The organism is Mesorhizobium sp. WSM4313 (assembly GCF_002294725.1).
Classification (GTDB): Bacteria; Pseudomonadota; Alphaproteobacteria; order Rhizobiales; family Rhizobiaceae; genus Mesorhizobium.
This window is the reverse complement of record NZ_NSFT01000003.1, coordinates 542,226-564,180: the sequence shown is the minus strand read 5'-3', so window position 1 is coordinate 564,180 and position 21,955 is coordinate 542,226. Positions and strand designations below refer to the sequence as shown.

Below are 21,955 nucleotides of genomic sequence, written 5' to 3'. Positions count from 1 at the left end.
AATTTCCGTCTGTTTCATCGCGGGGTCGATTTGCTTTTCGTCGAAGGCGTTTGCCGATCACTCTGTTTTTCACGGACCAGGTTTCGGAGGCACGTGTATGGTAAGAGTGTCGACCGCGCGTGCCCCGCAGTATCCGGATGTATTTGTTACGAAGACGACTCTAGAAGAGGCCTGCAAAGAGGCAAAGGCCCTCAAGACGGACGACACTTCCGAAACTAAAAAGTGCTACACATACGACACGGAGACTGTAAAAATTTGCAAAGCCAAAGGCGTGGTATTGAAGGAGTAATTGAATCTGCACGACAGGATCTTTCCTGGAATAATATATAGGTTTATTGCAACTCATGCTGCACAAGAAATCCGCGTGCATGATTTAGCTATTGCAATATTTTACCGGCATCGCCACCCTCCCCGTTCGGGTAAGGCTTAAACTATATATCAAGACTGCCGGCATTGAGGATTGTGCTGGTATTGACAACAAGATATTTTTTTATTTTGTTATCTCCTCTTGGGCGAAAGCGCGCGGCAATGTCTCGGGGAGGAGGCTTGCTATGAGGGGGACTGACAAGCGGCAAAATGGTGCGTTCCTGCCTGCCGGTATGCAGGAACTGGCTTCTCAAGATTTGACGCGACGCGCCTTCCTCACAGGAGTGATAAGTGCCCCTGTCGTAGCAAGCGCGTTCGCAAACAGCTCCAAACCAGCACTCGACGATCTCGACCTGAGCTTCGCTTTTCGAGAGTCCGAGAAAGAACTGGTCGTATCCATAATCCAGGGAGTGTCCCCGGCCGAGACTGCTGAGCGCCTGGAGAAACAGGCTGGGTGGCTATTAAGCAAGGCTGACTGGCAGTCGGAAGACCTGTCATGGACGCTCAGAGCGGAAGCCTTCGGTCCCGAAGCCCGCTTCGTCCTCAAAAACGAGGAAATCGGCACCGCCCGCCACAAGCAGTATACGGTCAGAGTCGTTGGCGCATCGTTCGGCCGCCTCAGAAACCGAAGCATCGAGTTCGTTTTCCGACAGATGCCCGATACCGGCATCCCCGAAGAGCGCTACACGCCCAGGCTGATCTTCCGAATAGCAGCAAAGACCAATCTGTGGAGCCTGTCTAACTCTGCGACGACGACCGACAGGTTCACACTGCAATCCTTTCCGCCGGAAGCGCCGGTGGACAATCCCAAGAACTACGTGAAGCTTCGCTCTTTCCTGAGTCGAACCAATCCTGTTCTACTCCGACAGATTGTCGATGCCGGGCGGATCAGTTCCACATTCAGGCTAGTGTTTAATGGCCAGATCGGCTTCCCCAACCGTGTCGGCCGTGCCGACGTTAACCTGAGCTTTGACCAGAACTGCCGCTGGTCCATAGACGCGACCGAGCACGTCGATCCGACTGTGTCCTTGACGGCCCTCCATCCGGGGATAACCGCCAAGAAGTTCGACATGTTTTGGGCAATGCGCGCCGTTGCAAAACCCGCAGTTCCGGATCCGCGTCGGGCGACCGAAGATGCACCAGAGGGAGACGATGTGGGGGCCGCCGCGCCTGTCGTCGATGCGCCGCCACAGCAACTTATCCTCTTTGGTGAAGGCGAGATCGATCCCGTTGCCACGAAGCTCATTATCGGTGATGGACAATCACTACATCTCGAGCTCAAGGCGGATTGGGACGCCGCCAGGAAAGCCGCCGGTACCAAGCCTCCGGTGCTGTCGATCAGAACAGCATTTGATACGGAGGACGACGACATCCATGTCGACAATTCAAAAACCCGCTCGGAAGCCGCGCTCCTCTGCAATTGGTCCGAAGCGTACATTGTCGACGGCAAGTCTCGGACCGGACCTTTTGTGGGGATCGAAGCGCGATTGCTCGAACGTGTCGATGCTCCGAAGAAGGCAACCGACCAGTCACCCGCGAAGAAGGAAGGCAATATAGGCTTTCATGGCTACTTCCTTCCGGGACGTGACAAAGCCGAGCGCGTCTCGACGCCGATCGGCGGCGTCCTGTTCGTCGGCGACGTTCAAGAGCGACCGTCGGAGCCTGATAAAGCGAAGACGGCGCCGGACCCGTTTGCAAAGAGACGCGGCGACGCAGTCTCGGTGGTATTCACGTGGGGCGGGGCTGTTTCGCGAAACGCACCGCGCGCTGAGTGGGCGGAGGTCAACGGCGCGATCATCGAACTGGACACGCCGCTTCAAGGGGCTGCGTTCAGCCGTCTTACGTTCGACCCCACGGACGCGATCTTCCTTTACACGAGAAAGGGGCTCAAGTCCCCACCCCAGTTCAACTATATAAGGCTCGGAGCTCCGGACGAGGAAGAGCATGCGCGCATAGACCTATCCCGCGCTAAGCTTGTCGCTTCGCGCGGCGACGATCTTCTACACCTTACCTTTTATTTTTCCGACATGGCGCTCGCTTGGTCAAAATCGGCGCTGGAGCTCGTCCGTACATCAAACGTCTGCCAGGAGGTGATGCGGCCCGATGCCAAGGGGCGGCTCGTCAAGCATGACAACCGTCCGATCCTGGTCGTCGAATTTCCTGGCCAACATGTCTTCGAGGAAGCCAAGTTCATTCCACGGCTTGGGGATCTGCCCGATGTTGAACTCGAAGAGTCTCGCATCGAGATCGACCGCCGCACCGGCACTATAAAAGACGGTCCCGCCGAAACCGATCTCAAAGTCATGGTGCAGACCGCCACCACCTTTGTCATCGATGCGAACAACCGTTCGCAGGTGGCTTCGGTACTGGACATGCTTCCGGCTCTCGCTGCCCGAGAGACTTTCAGAAGAGAGTTGCAGAAGCTAAAGCTTCCGGCGGAAAAGGGGCCCTCTTCGTCAGACAGGACCAAGTTCGGCAGATTGGCCGATACTTACGAGAAGGCGGCTAAGGCTCTTCAGACGACGGCCAAGCTCCCGGCCGATCAGATGATCTATATCGGTCCTTTCGCGCTGGATCCGGACGCGTTGAAGCTGGCGCGAAATCTCTATGGAACGACATTGCGCACAGACGTCGAAGAGTCGATCGACGCTATGCTCAACGGCGTCGCGGACATGGCTAAGAAGCGCGTTTTAGACGCCAGACAGACAACCGCCGAAAATCTGACAGCGGACACTGCCCTCTATCCTTCGGCGCCCACATCTTTAGAAGCCGCGCTCGTGCTAGAATCGGCGCTTGAAGCCGCTTATCCGACCTACCAGCAATTCCGCGCCTTCTACCGCGAGATGATGCTGTCCCTTTTTGCCATGGACGGCCTTGCGTCGGGCCATGGCATTGCCGTAGCGGCTCCGGAAGACCTGCGTGCCGGGGAAATCGAGTCACTTGCGATCGCTCGGGCCTTTCCAGGCGCCGATGGCGGCAGCGGCTTGAAGCCGGAGCTACTGATTGAACGCCATGCAGCCGTCCTCAAGGCATTCAAGGGAGTCGTAACTTCCTTTGATCCTCCGTCCGGCCTTATTCAAGGGCGCCTGGCGTCTCCCTCCCGTCTGGCGTTCCGCATCCGGTGCCGGGACGGCATTCAGGAGGCACGCCTGGCCGTGGACGAGCTCGATCTCACCGAGGATGACCGCGCCGAGCTGGCGCGCAAACGGTTGATGTTTTCGCTGCAAGACCTAACACGGTTCCATGACTTCGAGCTTGCGGTGACACGCAGAGCTGAGGTCGTCTATAAGCCCTCTGCAACCGGTCTGATAGGTTTCGGCACACAACAGCAGGTCGATCTGAACACTGGCGCAATGCTTGATCACCTCGGCTTCGCGACAGGACCGAATGTAACGCCGGAACAGCGGCTGCGGGACATTTCGGCATCTCTGCGCGATCCGCCTGAACGACACGAGACGGCAATCGAAATTCCGGCGCGGCTTATTCTGTCGCCCAACCAAAATGCCGTCGTGGTAGCCCCGATGGGCGTGCCCGCGGAGGTCTATTCATTGGTGTCCGATCCGGGAATGTCGGCGCTGCAGGCAACGCCCGCCAATCCCGTGCGCCGGCTTTGGTCTGCCGAATTCCTGACCGGCGAAGTCGATCCCGGGCTCCGAGCCGTTCACTCACCCGATTTCGCCGACGATTTCGTGTCTGCGGTGCCAGATCGCAACAGGCGCACCCTGCGGCCCTCGAAGGATGGACTCATCGTGCCCCGCGTTGGTGCTCCTCCGCGGGGTCCCTTGGCACCGTGGTTGGTCGATCGCCGCCCGATCACGCAAGCGCAAGCCTCGATCTGGACCAAGCTTGCGAAGTTCTGCTGCGGGCCAACTGGCAAGCAACCGCTCAACGACCTGCGCTTTCGCGGGCCAACGGACGCCTACATCCGGCATGAACTGGTGCTGCTCTCTTCCGGTTGGGGGCTTCCTGTTGTCGGCAGGCGAACGCAGGCGGGAAAGCTGGTGAAGAATTCCAGTCAACTCGAACCGGGTGAAAACTATCGCCTCCAGGGGTTGATGCCCGGCGCGGCGCTCTATGAGCCTAGGCCGCTCAAAGTGCAGGAACTGGCTTTGACCGCGCTTGGCGGAACGCTGCGTCACGCCAGCACTTTCGAACCGCCGGCAGCCGCAAAAGACGACTGGGGGGAACCGCTCTTCGACGCGCTGTCGATTGAAAGCTGGCAGCAGTGGACCAATCTCGGCCGCGACGTTTTCTGCGAGATTGTGTTCAAAGGGTTCCTCTACCCGCTTGGGCACCGAGCATCCCTCGTGATGGTCACCGTGCGGGATTTCTTCGTCCATCCGACGGAGGGCGTGCGGGCCTATCTTCGTCAACGGCTGTTCATCCGCGTCGGCAAGACCAAGAAAGACTATCCCGCCATCCGCCAACCCTATGAAGGGCGACGCTTTCCGGCATCGTCAATCGACATTCTGACGGATGTGACGCCGGACATCGTTGATCCCACCGATCCTCGTAGTGACTCCGATATTCAGGGCGCCAAGCTGAATGCGAATGGGCGAGTCGACATCGCCGGGGGCACCGGGCTCGTGTTCTGGCCACGGACGGCGCGCGTGCAGGAAGCCAATGTCCGGTTCGAGCTGGATATTGACGGCAAGAAGACCGACATGGCGATGCTATTCGTCGACAATGTCGCGGCCAATGACCCCATTACCCTCACCGAAATCGGCAACTACTACAATCGGTTAGACGCTCCGGACAAGGCAAGCGTCGGCGATACGGCGGCAAACCGAATGCCCTACGAGCCACTACGGCATCTGCGGACGGTCGGGTTGAATTCAGAAAAGCACGCATACGCGCCTGAACAGAAGTCTGGCACCGCCTCCATCGAAACAGATCTCTGGACCCTGATCGCGACGGGCAAGACCAACAGGGCCGCCTCGCCGTCGACAACCCTGCCAGGATCAAGCTCCGCCAACGAGTGGACTCATTTCTTCGACTTCGATTACGACTTCGACCCGGTGCTGCAAGGTGCGGACCAGCCGCCCTTCTACCCGGCGCTTCAGGTTGCGCGCGTGCGGGCGCGACAAGCCGAGCAATTGATCGGCCGTCCTCTCGAACCGATCCGCGCCGTCTTGGAGCCGCAATATATCCTCAATGGCCTTACCGATCCCAAGAGCGAAACAGGGCGCCTCACTGGGAATCAATCAGAAGTCTTCCTGGCATTCCTTGATCAGATTTCCCAGGACATGGGGAACAATGGAGATCAGGGCGGCGGCGTTTTCCGACAAGCGGGCGTGCTCGCTGGGAAGTCGCGGAAGCTTGGGATGCTCACCCAGAACGCGGCCGCGCCGAGTGAGCCCCCTCCTCCGACCGACGCGGCCGGACAGGCAACCGTCGACGTTGCGTTCTCAGTGGCGCGCAAATTCGAGTTCGCCCCGACGGCGCAGGCGGCGATCAGCCCGAGCGCGCAGCCGGGCGACGAACCCGTCCCGCCAATGTCAGATGCCGATGTCAGAAAACAGATTCAAGAGGTTTATCGGAACTTCTTTTCCGGTGACGCCAAAATACTGGGCCTTGTCAGCATAAGGGACCTCTTCGAGTTCCTAGTCGATGTGCTGGCTGATCCCGATACCGGGCTGCCCGAGCTCAGCGAGGTGGTCCAATACGGAGCTGGGCAGTTGCAAGAACTCGCCGGCGATGCCGCTGCCGGCATTGAAGCAGTCAGAACCGAGATCGTTCAACCGCTGTCCAAGGCCGCCAGCGATATCCGCAGAGAATGGGACGAACTCGAGCGGCAGGTCATGCAAGCACAGAGGGAAATCTCAGCGCTTCGCACGTTGAGCGACCAGGGCGTAAGAATCTCCAACATCTTCCCGGAGCTCGACAAGGGACTGCGGGAGCTTGCGCTTGCACTGCAAGCCTCAGCCAACGAAGCCGACCCAACTCAGTTTGCCTTGTCCCTATCCGAGGTCTACGAGGCCGGGCGGCGTTTCCTCGACGCGCTGAAACGGACGGCTTCGAATCCGGGGCGGTATCTTGAGGACGCGGTCCGTTCTGGCTACGCGACAGCATTCAAGTTTATCGAATTGCTCGATAGAGACGCAAAGAACATCCTACCGAAGATCGCCGACACGCTGGTCGACAAATATCTCGAGGAGAACGATTCGTCGTGGTTGTTCGGTTTGTTCGGCACCTCGCCCAAGGAAGCCAAGGATGCGCTGGTCCGGGTGTTGGGGGTAGTAAAGGGAAAACGCCCGACGGACGATGAGATCCAAGACGTTGCCCAACTGCTATCGTTTCTCGTTGTGCCGCAGAGCGCCAACGACGCGACTGACGCCTGGGAAGTCGAAGTGATCCGTCTGCCGCTGGCGCCACCGGCGGCTGTCGTGACGCCTGACCAATGGCGAAGCGTGGTTCTTGCGCTGAGACTCAGGCGCTCCGACGCACGCAAGCTTGTGCAGGGGATGCTGTTTCGAGCCGCATCGGACGCGCGGGAGAATCTTCCTGCGGAGACGGCCTTCGACCGGCTGGCGAAGCAGGATTGGCCCTTCGGCAAGCCTCTGGCGGAAGCGTTGATCGCGCTTCAGCAGGACCAGATCGACACCGTGCAGACCCTGATCGCAGGCTGGTCCGAGGCCGCCAGGAGCACGGTGAACACCCAGCTCGAATTCTTCAAGGCGTTCTTGCAGGCCCGGTTGGCTGATCCCGTGGAACTGGCGGCGTGGCTCGAAGCCGAATTCGGCGATGAATGGCGCCAAGCAGAGCGAACCTACGATCTTGCCGCCAAGTTCATGGGCGCGGTCCAGGCGGGCCAACCGAGGGAAGCCGCGCAGGCTGCCGTCGAAATCATCCAACTCTTCGCAGGGCCGATCCGTCTTTGGGACGACAATTTCTGCAACGCCCTGAACGAACTTTGGACGCCGCTTCGCGCGGCGTTCGCATCAGTCCGAATTGACGATCTGTCGATCTGCCCGACACTTGCGGTCAAGGCCTACTGCGCGCTGGTAGAACCGCCACCCTCGATCGACAAGATCCTCGCTGATCATTTGAATGGCGAGCCCTCAGACGCATTCGCGCAAGCGCTGATCTCCGTCGCGCGAACCGCCGACAACGCGGCTCTCCGCCTGAAGGAAATCAGCCTTGGAGGCGAGAAGGCTATCAAGACGAAGGCGACCGAACTGATTCTCGTTGCCGAAAAGGTTGATAGCGAAGTCGGCGGCGCGGGGTTGGCACCTCTTGGTCCTCAAGTGCGGGAACTGACGGGCAAGATAAGCCGCGGCCTTGCAGCGATCCAATCGTCCGTAGACACATTCTCCCGGATTGCGCGCAGCACGCTGTGCGACTTGATCAACGATTCACATGGGCTAACGGAGCTAAGCGCGGCCGTCGCGCAGGCTGTCGGTCAAGAGAACGCCTGCACCGACGCGCAAGAGATCATCAATGCGCTCCGGGAAGCCCACACAACCTTCTCGGTGGCCCTAGACCGCCGTCGGCGGTTGCTGAGCCACATGCTCAGCCATGCTCGAACGATTGGCGACGAGTTGAAGTCACTAGCCGAAAATGACGATGTCGTGACGCTCGCGGCCGGGGCGGCCCTCGCCACCATGGCACAGTGGTCGATCAATGTCGGCGATAACGCCTTACTGGCCGAACTCAAAGAAACCTTCGACGAAATACGCAAAGTCATTTCTGACGGGATCGGCACGCTCCAAGGCGAGGTCGATCAGGTTTCCGGAAAAATCGCCGGTTATGCGTCTCTCCTGCTACAGGACGTGGGCACGATCGTCTCACGCATCGAGACGTGCGTTGGCGAATTGAGATCTTCGGCCGGCCGAGCCGGCGAATTCGTAAAGCTGGATATTCTCGACGGGGAAAGTCGGAAACTTTCGGTGCTGAAGGATGTCGTCGCTCAATATGCTGCGCAGCTCAAGACCATATCTGACGCCCCGTCTGAGGGAGATTTCAAGGCGCTGGTGGCTCTCAAGGACACGGAGAGCAGAACGTTCCTGAACTTCCTGACAACAGGTTCTCCCAATTCTCTAGGCTCCTTGAACACGGCACAGGACGCCTTCGCAGCGGAATTGCAAAAGCTCAGATCGGTAGGCGACGCCTTCCTGAGGGCGGCTCGCGCGGATGCTCTCGGCAACTTGGACAAAGTGCTCCGTGGCGCCCTGCAACAGAATCTGCCGTTCCAGGTCGAGGGTCAAAAAGTAGGTCTGGCAGTGTTCTATGACGAGTTTCTGCTCGACCCACGCGACAAGATACACGCGGAACTGGTTGCGAAGGAATTCGCACCGCTCGCCGACCGCACATTGCAGGTCAATCCGCCTCGCCGCGACCGCATCGACCAGGTTTATGAGCCGAATGCCGACAGCGGCCCATTCGCTCTTGCGGGAGACCGCCTCACGGGTGACGCTCGATGGCTCCGAGCACTGTCGGACGCTAATAGCAAACCAGCCAGCGATTCCAACTCACGGCGCTTCATACTCACCTTTTTGAGTGAGTGGGGTGACCTGAAGTCAACCCCGCTCGTCATTCTGGATCAGGTCGGCGATCTCGTGACGGAACTGTTCCGCGGAGAATTCTTCAAAGCCATTGACTTCAACTTAATCCACGACGCGCTGGAGCGGTATCTTTTGTCGCTGATCCCCACGAAGCGGGAATTTTCCTACAAACTCGACGTGCCGTTGGGTAACGAGGTAAAGGCGGCAACGGCCGGGATCTTCGCGCCGCAAGCCGGCACGAAGCTCGAAGTCGATACCAAGCTCGTCGTAGACATAAATCCGACGAAACCGAGCCTGACTGGAAAGGCCGTTGGCAAGCTTGGTGCCTTTGACATCAAGTTGATTGGCGATTTTTTCGATGCCTTGACGCTGCGCTTCGGCGGCGCGCGGTTTACCTCCGAGATCGGGGCGAAGTCGACGTTCGACATCGAGTACCGTGACTATGTCATCGGCCCCGAGCTTGAGTTCGTACAGGCGCTCCAAAGCATCATGACGCCCAAGGCGTCAGGGGCCTTCATCCGCCCAACCTTCTCCCCGATAGGCATCGAAGCAGGCTACGGGTTGACATTGGGTGACTTTTCGATTGGCGTGATGGCCTTTTCGAACGTCGCCCTCAACACATCGGCGAAGTTGCCTTTCAATAACGAAGATGCCCGGTTCCGGGCCAGTCTGTCGAGCCGGTTGAGTCCGTTCACCATCACCTACACTCCCTACGGCGGAAGCGGCTTCTTCGCCATCGAGGCCAACACCAACGGCATTGTCGGCTTCGAAGCTTCGTTCGAGTTTGGCGGCTCCGCAGTCTTCGCTTTTGGACCGCTCAGCGGCAAGGGCCGTCTGATGGCGGGCGTCTACATCCGCCAGCAGAAGCTGAGCGGCGGGCGCAAGCTGACCGAGATTTCCGGCACGTTCTACGTGGGCGGTTCGGCGTCTATCTGGATATTTTCGTTCGGCGCATCGCTGCATGTCCGTCTGGGCATGGTCAATGGCAACATGTCGGGCGAAGCGGTCTTCACCTATTCGTTCTCGATCGGAATCAAGGACTTTGAGTTCTCGGTGACGGTCTGGAAGCAGGAAGGCAAGGGGTTCTCTGGTCAAACCGCAGCATTGACCAATCCTGCGGTTCAGTTCGCTCAGGCCTCCGGTTCGATGGCCTCGGACGTCGGATCTGTGCTGCCGAGAAACGTGACGCCGGACATCGCGCACATTCGGAACGATACGTTCTGCCAGGGCCAGAACTGGTCGCGCTACGGCAAGTACTTCATGGATTATACGCCACCCAAGGAGGTCTTCGTGTGAGTCTGCCCCTCAAAACGAATGATCGGGATAACGAGACGCCGGTCAGCGTAGCGCCCTATGTCCGAATTTTGCCCACCGGCGTCGTAAGAAACGACAAAGGCATCCCAAAAAAGCTGAAGGCGACTTTGCTGATTACACCCGACCTTGTTTCGCCAGGCACGAATAGCGGCGAACTGACATTCGACCTTGCCACTTGGCCTTTAAGTGTCCATGGCTGGCTGGCCGACGGAGGCTATTCCCGAGTAGCCTTGGCCTTCGCGGATGCCCATGACGGCAGGATTTTACCGACGCCGTGCACGGTGAAATGGCAAGAACTCTCGGTGCGGTTGCCGAAGGTTAAGGGATTGGCCAGTTCGCAGATCACCACACTAAATCGGCTCTGGCAGGAAACTATCTTCCTGAAAAGCAAAGGGGGCGACCAGACGAAGTGGACCAAACTGGCGACGGCGATTGCTGCGTCGCTCGGAAAAGGAGCGACGCAGCCCGGGAAGATCGCGGAAAAGGAGGGAGATGTCGCTGGACCCTCCGACGACAAGTTCGGCGAGGATGGGCAGCTTCTGCCCTCACGGCCGGAAGATGGAGGCATCCAGAACGGCACCCGGCAGACGGTAGAGAGCGTGGTGCAAGTACCCCATGCCGATATGGCTCTCGCACTCGAGTTCCAGCACGCGGCCGAGTTGTGCATGTCTCTCAAGGAGGCGTGCGGCGATCCAGTCGACAGGCGTGCCGCGCAACAAGAACAGACTATATCCTACGATTTTGATGTCGCGCTTGAGCAGCTTGAGCAACGCGCCGATGAAGAAGATATTTCCTTCGCGATAAAGCTCGTGACGGGGCGGCCGTTGCGGGCAAAGGAAGAAAGACAGCCAGATTACATTCAGCGCCTGAATAAGGACGCGAAATGGAACGGTGAGGGTCGGGGGAAATCGGATTCCGATCGCCTGCTAGCCGTACTCACGGAAGCCGAAACGAAGGGCGCCCTCAACCACATTCGACGGCAGAAGCTACGTCAATACAAGAAGCTGCAGGAGAGCCTTAGTGCCCAGCGAGACAATGCACGGAAAGCCTATGAGCTTGCTGCGGCATCCGTGAATGCGGGCGCAAGCTCGTGTGTCACGTCTCCCGAGGGGGTCGGTTGGAGCACCTTGAAGCCGGTTGATGCCGCCGATCCCGGGAAACGCGAAAAACACATTCGCGACTCGCTTGACGCGCACGCGCTTTCGACTTGGCCCCAGTACCGCAAAAAGCGAGGCACCAAAACCGACATATCCATCAAGTTGGACGAGGATAGGGATGCGTTGAGCGCGTTCTTTGCTATTCAGACGACGCCCAGCCTGGCGCGCGCCTTTCTGCTCGCGCTCGATATCGAGATCGATATCAACTCGATTCCCGAACCCGCCAAGCGGGCCTACGGCTTCCTTTCGGCATCGCTTAGTTCCACGGGGGAAGGCCCGAAACCGGTCCCGAGCCCAAACCCCGTTCCGTGGACATTGACGAAGTTTCTCGAGCGGCAAGGTGGCTGGCACTTCTGGCCGACAACGGTCACTGAGTTCGCGCAGTACCGACCCACGGGCGATGCAGAATCCGCAGAGATATGCGCGAACTCGGTTTCCCAGTTTGACGGCGTGCTGATGATGTCGCGGGGGCATTCGTGCGAACCCAAGTCCAACAATTCGCGCTACGACGTCACGAGTATGGATATTCGCACGGTCGCGGAGCTCGAGATGCAGCGGCGCCTGTTGCGCGGGGCCGAATCCGATGAGCCCTTGCAAAGGGAATTTTCCGATCTCGACTACGCCGCCAATCGCCAGACGACCGGCCTGACGTTGCTGTGTCGATCAGCGCAGAATGATGCGGTCGCCCGCATGGCGATGAGGGTTAAGAAGGCCGAGCCTGGCGGCTGTGTGGTCGATGCCGATGGGAGCAGCCATGTCGTGCTCGATGCTGAAGACCTGACGATCGGCTTTCGGCTGGCCGTAGGCGTCCCAATGTCCAGCAACGGCACGTGGACGACGGAGTGGCGGCCACTGAAGGCGCGGCAGATCGAATTCGGCACCAGCGGCCACAAGGACCGGCGGGTCATCGAAGGCGTTCTGAGCAAACTTGTCGGTCTGCATACGTCACGTCAGCGGATTGCGCTCGATAGTTCCTTTCATACTGTCCCCGCGCGTTTGATGCCGACTGCGGACGGCAACGTCGAGGCGAGCGTAGAGCAAGCCGTCTGCGTATGGGACGGCGGACCGATGGGCGTGGACTGCTCTGCCCCCGACGAAACAACGGGCTACGTGCTCGATTCACTCGGTTTCGGCAGAACTCTCAGCGTTCCGACGACACCCGACATCACGCTGCCGCGCCTACGCTATGGCTATCCATATAGGTTTGCGATGATGGCCGTCTATTCGGGCGGCGCCTCTCTGGAACTCGATGACCTAGAAAGGCAGGTTCATACGGACGGTGCGGCCACCCAGCGGTTTTATCCGCCTGATTCCTGCAAAGGGGCCGGCGGTGGTCAGCGCATCGAGCCTTATGTGCGTGCGCTTCGTCAAACGAAGTTGGCCGCGCCCGAGGTGCTGCTTCCCGGCGGGCATGCGACGCGCCAGATCGGCCCAATGGGTTATGAAGTGGCGCGCAACCTTGTCGTGCGTTCGGTGAAGTCGGAGAGCAAAGATCGCCGCCTGACATCTCGCGCAGTGCCGGTCATTTCCCAGCGCATAGTCATCGCGCCTGGCATCGCGTTGTCCGAGGCCGCTCGCCACTGGGACTCCGTGACCGACCGACCCGTCCTGGATTCGGTCGAGTCGTCGACAACACCGGCGGGAGCGTTCCCCCAAATCGAACAGGGCGGCGGAAGCACCCGGTTCCCAGTCGTAAAGACAAGTGTGCGAACCGGCATCGACGGGAGGCGTCATATCGATCAACGCACCGTCGTCCTAGGCCAAAGCGATGGCACAGTCCGTGAAAACGAGGAGATTTCCGACGCGGTCTTCAGAACGGGCGGTTCCGGCCGGAGCAGCTACTACCCGGACCCTGCGGCGGATCGAATGGCCATCGGGCTCAGGTTCCCGGGCTCCAAAGATTACATCGGAGCGCCGCTGATCGTCGCCTTGGGCGAAGGACGGCGATATCCGGACCGCCTTCCGATCGTCTTGACGCTGCGCCAGCAACAACGCCCCCGCGCAAAGAAGCCATCGGACATCCGCGAGGTCGCGCAGATGCGCCAAACCCGCTTCGACCCGGACAGCGAGGGCGACATAACGTCGGGGTGGGGCAAATTCCAATGCCACGAGGTGACCCTGACGCTAGCCCCTAATGAGACATTTTTGGTGGACGTATGGTGTGTCCCGACCGCGGAGCGCCTGACGCGGGAGTTCGCGGTGCTTCAGGGCCTTGCTCAATACCTGGCTCAATGCGGCCAGGCAGACGCTGCCCTTGACCCCATCCTCGCTGGTGCATGCTCGCAGCTTCCGGAGTCCTTAAAACCACTACTGCAGGCAAAGAAGAAGACGGTTGGGTCGATCAGCTATATCGGCCCCGGTTCCGCACCGGTGCCGGATATTGCCAGCATCCGCGCTGTTGCGCAGGCAGTTGAGCAGTGCCTCTGCAAGTCACCACTTCCTGAACTGGTGGGACTGCAAAGCCTGACAGTCAACCACGCCTGCAACCGGCCGGACACAAAGCCGGAGATTGCGCAGCTTGGTTCTGAAGTGTTCGACACTGGCTTGGTAGATCCCACGGTACTCTCCAGCGTCAACGGCCTTTCACCGATCCGGGCCTTCCGACCTCCCCCAAACTGGCGCTATCGCAACCTGGCCGAAAATGGCGGGGTGCAATACAATTCAATACCCGTCGCCGCAGTGGGGTCGACCAATGTTTTTCTGTCCGGCGACGTCGGTCTCGACCTCAAAGAAATCGATACGATTGAGGTCATAGCGAAGACAGCCCTGCCCACGTCAGGTCTTTTCGACTCCAAACTGCGCAAACGCAGCACCTCGATGAAGCGAGCGGGCGAATGGCCAATGATCCCCAGCACCTCGGCGGAGAAGGGTCAGCAGCCTGTCCCCGGCAATCCGGGATTCGTCTATAAGGGCGTCGAGGATATATTCGGATTCCAAGTCTTCCCTGACGGCCGCGTCTGCCACCGCCAAGCGGAGGTCGTCCTGCTCAGGGCTGAGAATCTCCCGCTTCCCGGCGCGGGGCTAGGAGCGGGCGGCAAAATATCCCTGGAAGAACTCTTCGCGATGCTGGCCGAACAAGAGGCGGGAACCAAACCGCCGGTGGAGGGCTTGCGCCTATTGCGCCCACACAAGTTCAACGACGGCAAGGCGCGCATCATGGAGGTGCGTGTCAACGGTCTTGCGCGGAGCCTGGATATGTTGCGGACCGCCAACCGCGTCGCAAAGGCTGGAGACGCTTGGCTTTCGGGCAACGGGCTGTTTTATCTCCGCGACGAACTCGTCCCGAGCGAAAACATCGCAATGGAGGATCAAAGCAACTTCAGCCGGTCCGTCACGGTGATCCTTCCAGCGACCGGACGACCGGCAAAGTGTGACGCCCGGGCGCCCGCACCCGTCTTTCAATGGAAGGAGATGCGCACGCCGTTCAGGCTGATCCGGCGACGCGACAGCGTCGTGCGTATTCCGCTCGGGCGTGAATGGTTTTCGTCAGGCCAAGGCGAGAGATTGGGCATTGTGCTTTGGCCGCCAAACCTTCTCCTCGGTGACACCCCGGCCCTGGATAAGAATCAGGTGCCGATTCGCGGTACCGGCCACTACGGGGTCGAGCGAGTTATCGATCTCACGACGTTCGCCGACGCCGATCTTGGGCCGGGCGGCGCGTTCATCACACGGCGGGGGGCCGATCCGATTGAAGACGGTCCGCCTCAAACGCGAATATTCATGTCTCAGGCAGACTTCCCGGATCTGCTTCGTCCGAGCGGCGATTTGATGCGAGCGACTTTTGTGGGAGAGGTCGACATGCCGCTCGCCGACGACGGGTCAGAGATGGGCACCGCGGAGCGCAAGCAAACCAAGGGCAGCGACGAAGCTCCGCAGCCACCGCTGCGTGTCGCCCTCGTCACGTACGAACCACGCTTCGACGTCGAGCGGGAAGAGTGGTACGTCGATGTGCGGCTTCGGGACGGTGAAACCGCCAGCCCATTCGTCCGTTTCGGGTTGGTGCGTTACCAGCCCAATACCCACCGCGCCTTGCGGTGCTCGCGGCCGATGGTGCAATGGGTCAAGCCATTGCCGAAGCGCTACGTTTCGATCCGCCCTTCGCAGGACCAGAGGAGCGTGGAGGTCACTATGGTCGGGCGTGCTGCGACGGGACGATGCTGGCCGTCCGTAGTGAATCCATCCGACGCCGAGGACGCGAATCTGCCGTCGATGCGCGTCGCATTGTTTGAAGATTACCTTGATAGCGGCGGACGGCAAGCCCGCCGCTTCCACCAATTCTTAACGAACGCGGACGATCGGAACGCCGAGGCAAAGATCATAGAGGGACTGAACTTTGCGTACGCGAAGACTTGGAAGGACGGCAGCCTCCTCGTCAAACCGTCAAGGACCGGGTTTGGAGCAACGAATGACTATGCCTCATGGCAAACAACGATCCCGCTGGAGGGTGCCGTCGGGCAATACAAACTCCACGTCGAAGAGGTCGAACATTTCCTCCCTGCCAGCTTCGATAAGGAGCCTGTGACTGAGAAATCTATGCTGGAGGAAGGAAACTTTGTCCAGGCAGGCCCGCGGTTGGCAGTGACGTTCGAACTATTTCGACAGCCTGTCGCACGGCAAGGCCACGAAAAGACCTGAGTTGCGGAAGCATCGCCCACATAGCTCCATTGAGGGAAACGGCGAACTGCGCAGAAGCAGTTGCGAGGATTGAACACAAATGGAAGTCCGACGACTTCCAGGAGGACAAAATGACGAAGGCAGTGAGGAGATTTTTGTTCATCGTCCTATTGATCAGGCGTTGAAGCGCTACCCAGTCGTTCCTGTTCGTTCCTACGATACGCTCGATCTCGGCGCGCGCGCCCTCGTGAAGCCTCATCGGAACGGCGGGCGGGGCCGATCTGCATGCCATGCGGCAAGGCGCCTTCTTGTACTTCTATGGCAAGCTCGGCAAGTCCTGCGGCCTCTCCGCCGCTGGACAGCACTTGTCGCCCTCGCCCCACAGGCCGCCGGCAAAATGCCACGCGACGTTTCAAAAATTCTTAGTTATACTTCCAACATCCGTGTCGCATGTTCCAAGAAGAGCTCCCAAAAACTCTTGGTCAAAATCATAGACCTGGCTGTTGTTAACGAGAACTTTATAGCTAGGGTAACCATCGTGGCAACCGCTCAAAACAACCTCTCGCGCAGCTATATCGACTGTGATCGAGAATTTGTAGTCGATATCCGGCATAAATAAAACTCCAGATGCCGTCTGTCCTTTCGCTATAAAATTTGCCGCAGTTTTGGTAAAATTCACCCCTTCGACCACGAACTTGTCTCGAACACTCTTTAAGTCTGTTACTGCAATATTTGTCACTCCGGTAGAGAAATCGCTTGTTAATTTCTGCGCATCAAAATTAAGTTTCAAAGTTTGAGTTGATTTCATTCCCGCCTCGAAGCTGAGGGTCTTCTCCTTGATACGCGTTTCAATCACGACTGTTACTGTCTCTGAGAAAGCTGCCGTGGAAAACGTTACAAAAACAGCCACGACGATCCCTGCACACATGGACTTGGAAATGCGCATTTATCTATCCTTCCCACATTTTTTAAAGTTGTTGGTGTTACTCTGAACGAGGTCGGCATGCGGGTTATCGACTCGAATTTGATGCGAGCGAAGAACCTGAGGCCACTGAGCTAAGTGGTGTCCGAAAGAGTCTCCTATTGACCTGTGTTCTTGCCAATCTGCGAGATAGTCCCGGGTCTCTTTTCAGCATGATCGCCCCAGAGGATGGTTTCCATCGAACCGTCGCTGGGGTCTCGGTCGGCGGATCGGACGTTCGCACTGTCGCGCAGAGTCTACCTGAATGTACCGATCCCGTTGCCGATATCGACCAATAGCCCCGACACCTGCCCCCGACCAAAGATGAACATTAGGATGACGCCCACAATCAACCAGAGCCAAGCGCTCGCCACACCCATTTCGTCCTCCCAGGAACCTCACTCAGCGGCTCAGGTAAGACCACTAATCCTGGCGCCCCGAAACAAGCGCCCTGAGCTGGTGCCCAAACTATTTCTTCCAATCTTCCTCAGAATAGGTTTTGAATCGACCCGAGCTGCAAACGCGGTGCTCTGAGACCTGCAGATCCTTGCTGATTGCATTTGGCTGATAGCGAACCAACCCTAGCCGCACAAAGATTGGGGTCATCGGGGCCGGTATCCGGAGATTGACAAATCATTGCTCGCGGTCGACATCCAAGCAAGACTCGAAGGTGAGAAGATCCGTCTTTCCAGAACGGTGACATTGTCTTGCGCCACTGGCGGCCTTGGAATTGAATCGGCACGACAACATCCTTGACCAGTACTATTGCACTGCCCTCCCATTGCCGGTCCTTACCTTGAAACGTTTCCTGGGCAAGAGGTTTGCACAACAGCGCACGGTCCTGCCGTATCGGATCGCCTCCCCAACCGCAGATGAACGGCCCAGCGGGTGCCGTCAAAGAATGCCGCTCGAACAATGGTTCCGCCGTCTCGTAATGTTGCAACTCCGGAATAGCCAAATAGATGGGCATCGATCTTTGTTCACCGTGGATCTCCACCGGCAAGTCATCACCCGGGCGGTGCGCCAAGGAGCCTCATCGGGACAAGTGCGGAAATCTCCCGAAGCGAGCCCTCTTCTAGGTAGACTATCCCATACCGGGGCAAGGTGGAAAATCAAATGGTGTACGCCGCTTTCCGGGGTTCGCCTTGTGGAAGTCAAACGACTTCGCCACTTCCGGCACAGCATTGCGCGCGCGCTGTATCCAGGATTCTTCCCTTGCCTTGTAAGTTTCCAATTCTGACTTCAACCTACCCCAATCTGTCGTTCGTCGACTATCGAGATTGAACGCCTGTTGGCCGTCGCTCGTTAGCTTCTCAATTGAACTATGAGCGTCCTCGTGGCGGCAGATCATGTTGACAAAGTCCTGGGCCGACGGAGCCGATGCATCCATCGACGCGCCTTCGTTTCTCATGAAGGTGTCAAGAGCGGGCTTGCGTTCGATAACGTCGTCCCACTCCGCCTGTGCCTTCTTTTCACGCGCAACCTTTGTAACTTCCACCGTTCGTTCGATGTTGCGGATCTGCAGCAGGAACGTCTCATAAGGTGCGATATCGAAATGTTGCAATCCTACAGCCTGCATCGAATAGGACAGCCAATCCGGCGACGCAGGCATTGGAGGTAGATCGTCGACCATTTGCATTGCGTTTGCTGCTGCAACGTCTCGGACGTCCGCCGTTTTTAAATACTTGTCCAAGTATTGGACACGAACTGAAATGCAGTCTGAAAGGAAGCTACAAATTGGCCCACCCGGGCTGTCGAGCAGGGTAGTGTATTCCATCGCCGGATCCATTATCTGGCCAACGCGCCCTGCGATTGTTAGCATGACGACAGGAGCGTCATCGGAAGCGTATGACGAGCATTTGACGATCGAGGCCTCGTGAAGCAACTCTACATATGCGGTTCGAATTGCGTCCAGATTAGTGTCAATCTTGATGGCCGCGCGCGTGTTGGCGATATCTTTCCCTAGTTGGTCGATACCTTTCGGCACGTGAGATGCGACGATCTCACCAGCCGGCCAGTCTCCGAAGAACACCCATCCGATCGACGATTTCAGAGACTCGGAGGCATTTGTAATCGTTCCCCCCGTTCTGCACGACACCTGCCTTATCGCGTCATTAAGATTGTCATGAAAGACGGTTCCAATCTGGGTAATATATGAGGAAACGCTGACGTCAATAAGGGGCAAAGCATCCTTCAGCAGCTGCAGCATTTGCACTCGTATCGCAGGCGGAAGTTGCTCGATCATGTCACGCGTGCCCTTGTCGAGGCCAACGTCGAGATCTAAAGCGCTCGCAGTTTGCCACGTGAACGCCAAAGACATCGCAGCGGCCAATGCCGCAGCGGCCACTCGTCCCGTCGCCATGTTCTTGCTCCGCGTAGGTGCAGACAGGTATTTACAGCACGAAACAGCGTAAACGTCTAGTCTATCTCACATGCACGAGCGCAAAGTTACTGAGTTCGTTGATTGAACAGGTACGCCAACCTGTAGCGAGGAGACACCTATCGGATCGGCAATGTTCTTGAGTTGCACCTCGCCGCTATCGTTGATCGCGATGTCCAGCCTTGCCTTGACCTGCCAATAGGCCTGCTCGAAAAGACGCATGTTCCCAGGTTCGCAGATACTTTCGAGACGCGCGCGATATTTACGCGGTCGCCCTTCAGGTCGTCGTCGTTCTCTTGAACGACGTCGACGAGATGAATGCCGATCCGAAACTCGATGCGGGGGTCGTCGGGCACGCCGGTATTGCGTTCGACCATGGCGTTGTGGATCGCGATGGCGCAGCGTACAGCCTCCACGACGCTACTGAACCCGAAGAGACCCTCGTCGCCAGTGCGCTTAACGACGCGACCACGATGTATCTCGACAGTGGGGTCGGTGAGATCGCTGCGCATCACCCGTAGCCGTGCCGGGATACCAGCTTTGACAGCACCCGCGAGCCGCCTGTAGCCGACCACATCCGACACCAGGCTCGCTGCTATTTTCCGGGTCTCATCATGCCACCTTCTACCTGAATCAGAGGTCCAGCTCGGTTAAGGCTTCCCCGTCGCAAAACAAGGCGACAGACCAAAGGACGATAGCCCGCGCGAGTGGTTACGTGTCCGCATTCGGTCTGGCCTATCCGAACGTCTGCTTTCAGGAAATGGCGAGTCGGATCTCAACGGCCGATATGAGGCGCAAAACTGCCGTTCGCTCAATCGCGATCAGACTAGTAGTCTGAAAAGCGGAGAGTCCATTTCAAGACAATTCAGCTACTTGCATCCAGCATGCATTATTCGCGCCGCCATCATAGTTAATACTGCTGGTCAGAGCATTCTAGCAGGCCTGCGCACCCTTGTCGGGCACCAGTTGTTCGAAGTCCGCGTCACTGAACTGGTCTGTCCGGCGGCGAGGCAGAACGAGGAATTGCCCGGATCGATCCCCAGGCTCAGGCGACCGCCGCCATTGCGGGATGCGAGCGGGCGGACCGAACGCCCCTTATGAGATCCGCGCCCTTTTCTCCGATCATCATCGTCGGACCGTTGGTATTGCCGCTGATCAGCACCGGCATGATCGAAGAATCGACCACCCGCAATCCTTCTATCCCGCGCAGCCGCAATTCCGGGTCGACGACCGACATCACGTCGACGCCCATCTTGCAGGTGCCTACGGGATGGTAGTCGCAGCAGGCATACTGCCTGATATAGGACATGATTTCCTCGTCGCTCTTCGCGGAAGGCCCTGGCAGCCGCTCGACCTTGATGAATTTGGCGATCTCGCTCTGCGCCAACACTTCGCGAATGATGCGGACCGACTTCAGCGCCATGGCTCGATCGTATGGGTCCGAAAGATAGTTAGGATCGACCAGCGGCTCCTCCCCGGGGTTGGCCGAGCGAAGCTTGACTGAACCTATGCTGCGCGGCCGCAGAAACGTCGAGTTGATCGTGAAGCCGTGCCCATCAAGCCTCGTCTGACCGCCGCGCACCACCATGGCCGGCGCGATATGGATCTGCAGGTCGGGTCGGGTCGCACCCTCTGTCCGAAAGAAACCGCCGCCTTCGACAATGACCGAAGCGGCCGGGCCGTCGCGATAGAGCAGCCAGCGCATGCCGTGCAGAAGTGCCTTGGGATAGCGGTCCTGACCGTCATAGCTGATCGGGTCCTTCAGCGTCAGATGGACGTTGGTGCATAGATGATCCTGCAGGTTGCGGCCAACGCCCGGAAGATCGCACACCGGAGAAATCCCAAGCGCTTTCAGCTCGTCGGCCGGCCCGATGCCGGACAGGAGCAGCAGGCGCGGCGAGTTGATTGCGCCTGCGGAGACGATCACTTCCCGACCAGCGCGCAGGACTTGCCGCGACCGCCCCTGCACCAGTTCGACACCAACCGCGCGTCCGCCCTCGACCACCACGCGAGTGACCCTGGCATGTGTTCTGACCGTTAGGTTGGCGCGCTTGCTGACGGGATGCAGATAGGAGACGGCGGACGAACGCCGGCGCCCATCCCGGCAAGTAACTTGATAGAAGCCGGCGCCATACATCGTTTCGCCGTTGAAATCCGGATTGTACGGCAGGCCATACTGCTGCACCGCGCGCACGAAGGCCCGGGTCAGCGGGTGTGGGCCGACCTGGTCGGAAACACATAGCGGACCACCCTGGCCGTGATAGCGATTGACCAGCCGGTCATTGTCCTCAGACTTCCGGAAATAGGGTAGGACATCCTCGTAGGCCCACCCTTCGTTGCCGAGAACCGCCCAGTTGTCATAGTCCTCCCTCTGGCAGCGGATGTAGATCATGGCGTTGACCGAGCTCGAGCCGCCAAGCGTCTTGCCCTGCGGATACCAGATGGAGCGATTGTCGAGATTCGTCTGAGGGACGGTATGAAAACGCCAGTTGACGCCGGGACCAAACAACTTGCCGATGCCGCCGGGAATGTGGATCATCGGATTCCAGTCACGACTGCCAGCCTCCAAAAGCAGCACCTTGACCTCAGGATCTTCCGACAAGCGGTTGGCCAGCACGCAACCCGCCGAGCCGGCGCCGACGATGATGTAATCCCACAT

Annotated in this window: 6 protein-coding genes and 1 pseudogene; 2 read left to right on the top strand and 5 right to left on the bottom strand. The window is 58.6% G+C overall.

Annotated elements, in window-relative coordinates; all coding sequences use genetic code 11:
- Positions 1–380 precede the first annotated feature (380 nt).
- Positions 381–10,166, top strand: a complete 9,786-nt coding sequence (locus CK219_RS10510) for a hypothetical protein (protein WP_095766672.1) — start codon at positions 381–383, stop codon at positions 10,164–10,166.
- Entirely contained in the window at positions 10,163–15,976 is a 5,814-nt protein-coding gene (locus CK219_RS10505) for a hypothetical protein (RefSeq protein ID WP_141245319.1), read from the top strand. Before CK219_RS10510 ends, CK219_RS10505 begins: the two co-directional genes overlap by 4 nt.
- A gap of 391 nt (positions 15,977–16,367) precedes the next feature.
- Here the strand turns inward: CK219_RS10505 and CK219_RS10495 are convergent, their stop codons facing one another.
- The 5 genes and pseudogenes from CK219_RS10495 to CK219_RS10475 form a co-directional block, all read right to left on the bottom strand.
- The gene (locus CK219_RS10495) at positions 16,368–16,901 is read right to left on the bottom strand and encodes a hypothetical protein (RefSeq protein WP_141245318.1); all 534 of its coding nucleotides are present in this window, start codon (positions 16,899–16,901) and stop codon (positions 16,368–16,370) included.
- Between the two features lie 502 nt (positions 16,902–17,403).
- Positions 17,404–17,919 carry a hypothetical protein gene (locus tag CK219_RS31110; protein ID WP_141245317.1) on the bottom strand — a complete coding sequence of 172 codons (516 nt, stop codon included), beginning with the start codon at positions 17,917–17,919 and terminating at the stop codon, positions 17,404–17,406.
- Between the two features lie 81 nt (positions 17,920–18,000).
- On the bottom strand, positions 18,001–19,278 hold the full coding sequence (locus CK219_RS10485) for a hypothetical protein (RefSeq protein WP_141245316.1): 1,278 nt from the start codon (positions 19,276–19,278) through the stop codon (positions 18,001–18,003).
- Positions 19,279–19,392: 114 nt separating this feature from the next.
- Positions 19,393–19,895 (bottom strand): annotated as a pseudogene (locus CK219_RS32105) (adenylate/guanylate cyclase domain-containing protein); the annotation flags it as partial.
- 446 nt (positions 19,896–20,341) lie between these two features.
- Positions 20,342–21,955: a GMC family oxidoreductase N-terminal domain-containing protein gene (locus tag CK219_RS10475; RefSeq protein ID WP_095766666.1), complete on the bottom strand. Its 1,614-nt coding sequence runs from the start codon at positions 21,953–21,955 to the stop codon at positions 20,342–20,344.

Bases quoted from the DNA above. Each gene is read 5' to 3' on its own strand.
- CK219_RS10475 (WP_095766666.1), bottom strand. From the start codon at position 21,955: ATGTGGGATTACATCATCGTCGGCGCCGGCTCGGCGGGTTGCGTGCTG.
- CK219_RS10485 (WP_141245316.1), bottom strand. From the start codon at position 19,278: ATGGCGACGGGACGAGTGGCCGCTGCGGCATTGGCCGCTGCGATGTCT.
- CK219_RS10495 (WP_141245318.1), bottom strand. From the start codon at position 16,901: ATGCGCATTTCCAAGTCCATGTGTGCAGGGATCGTCGTGGCTGTTTTT.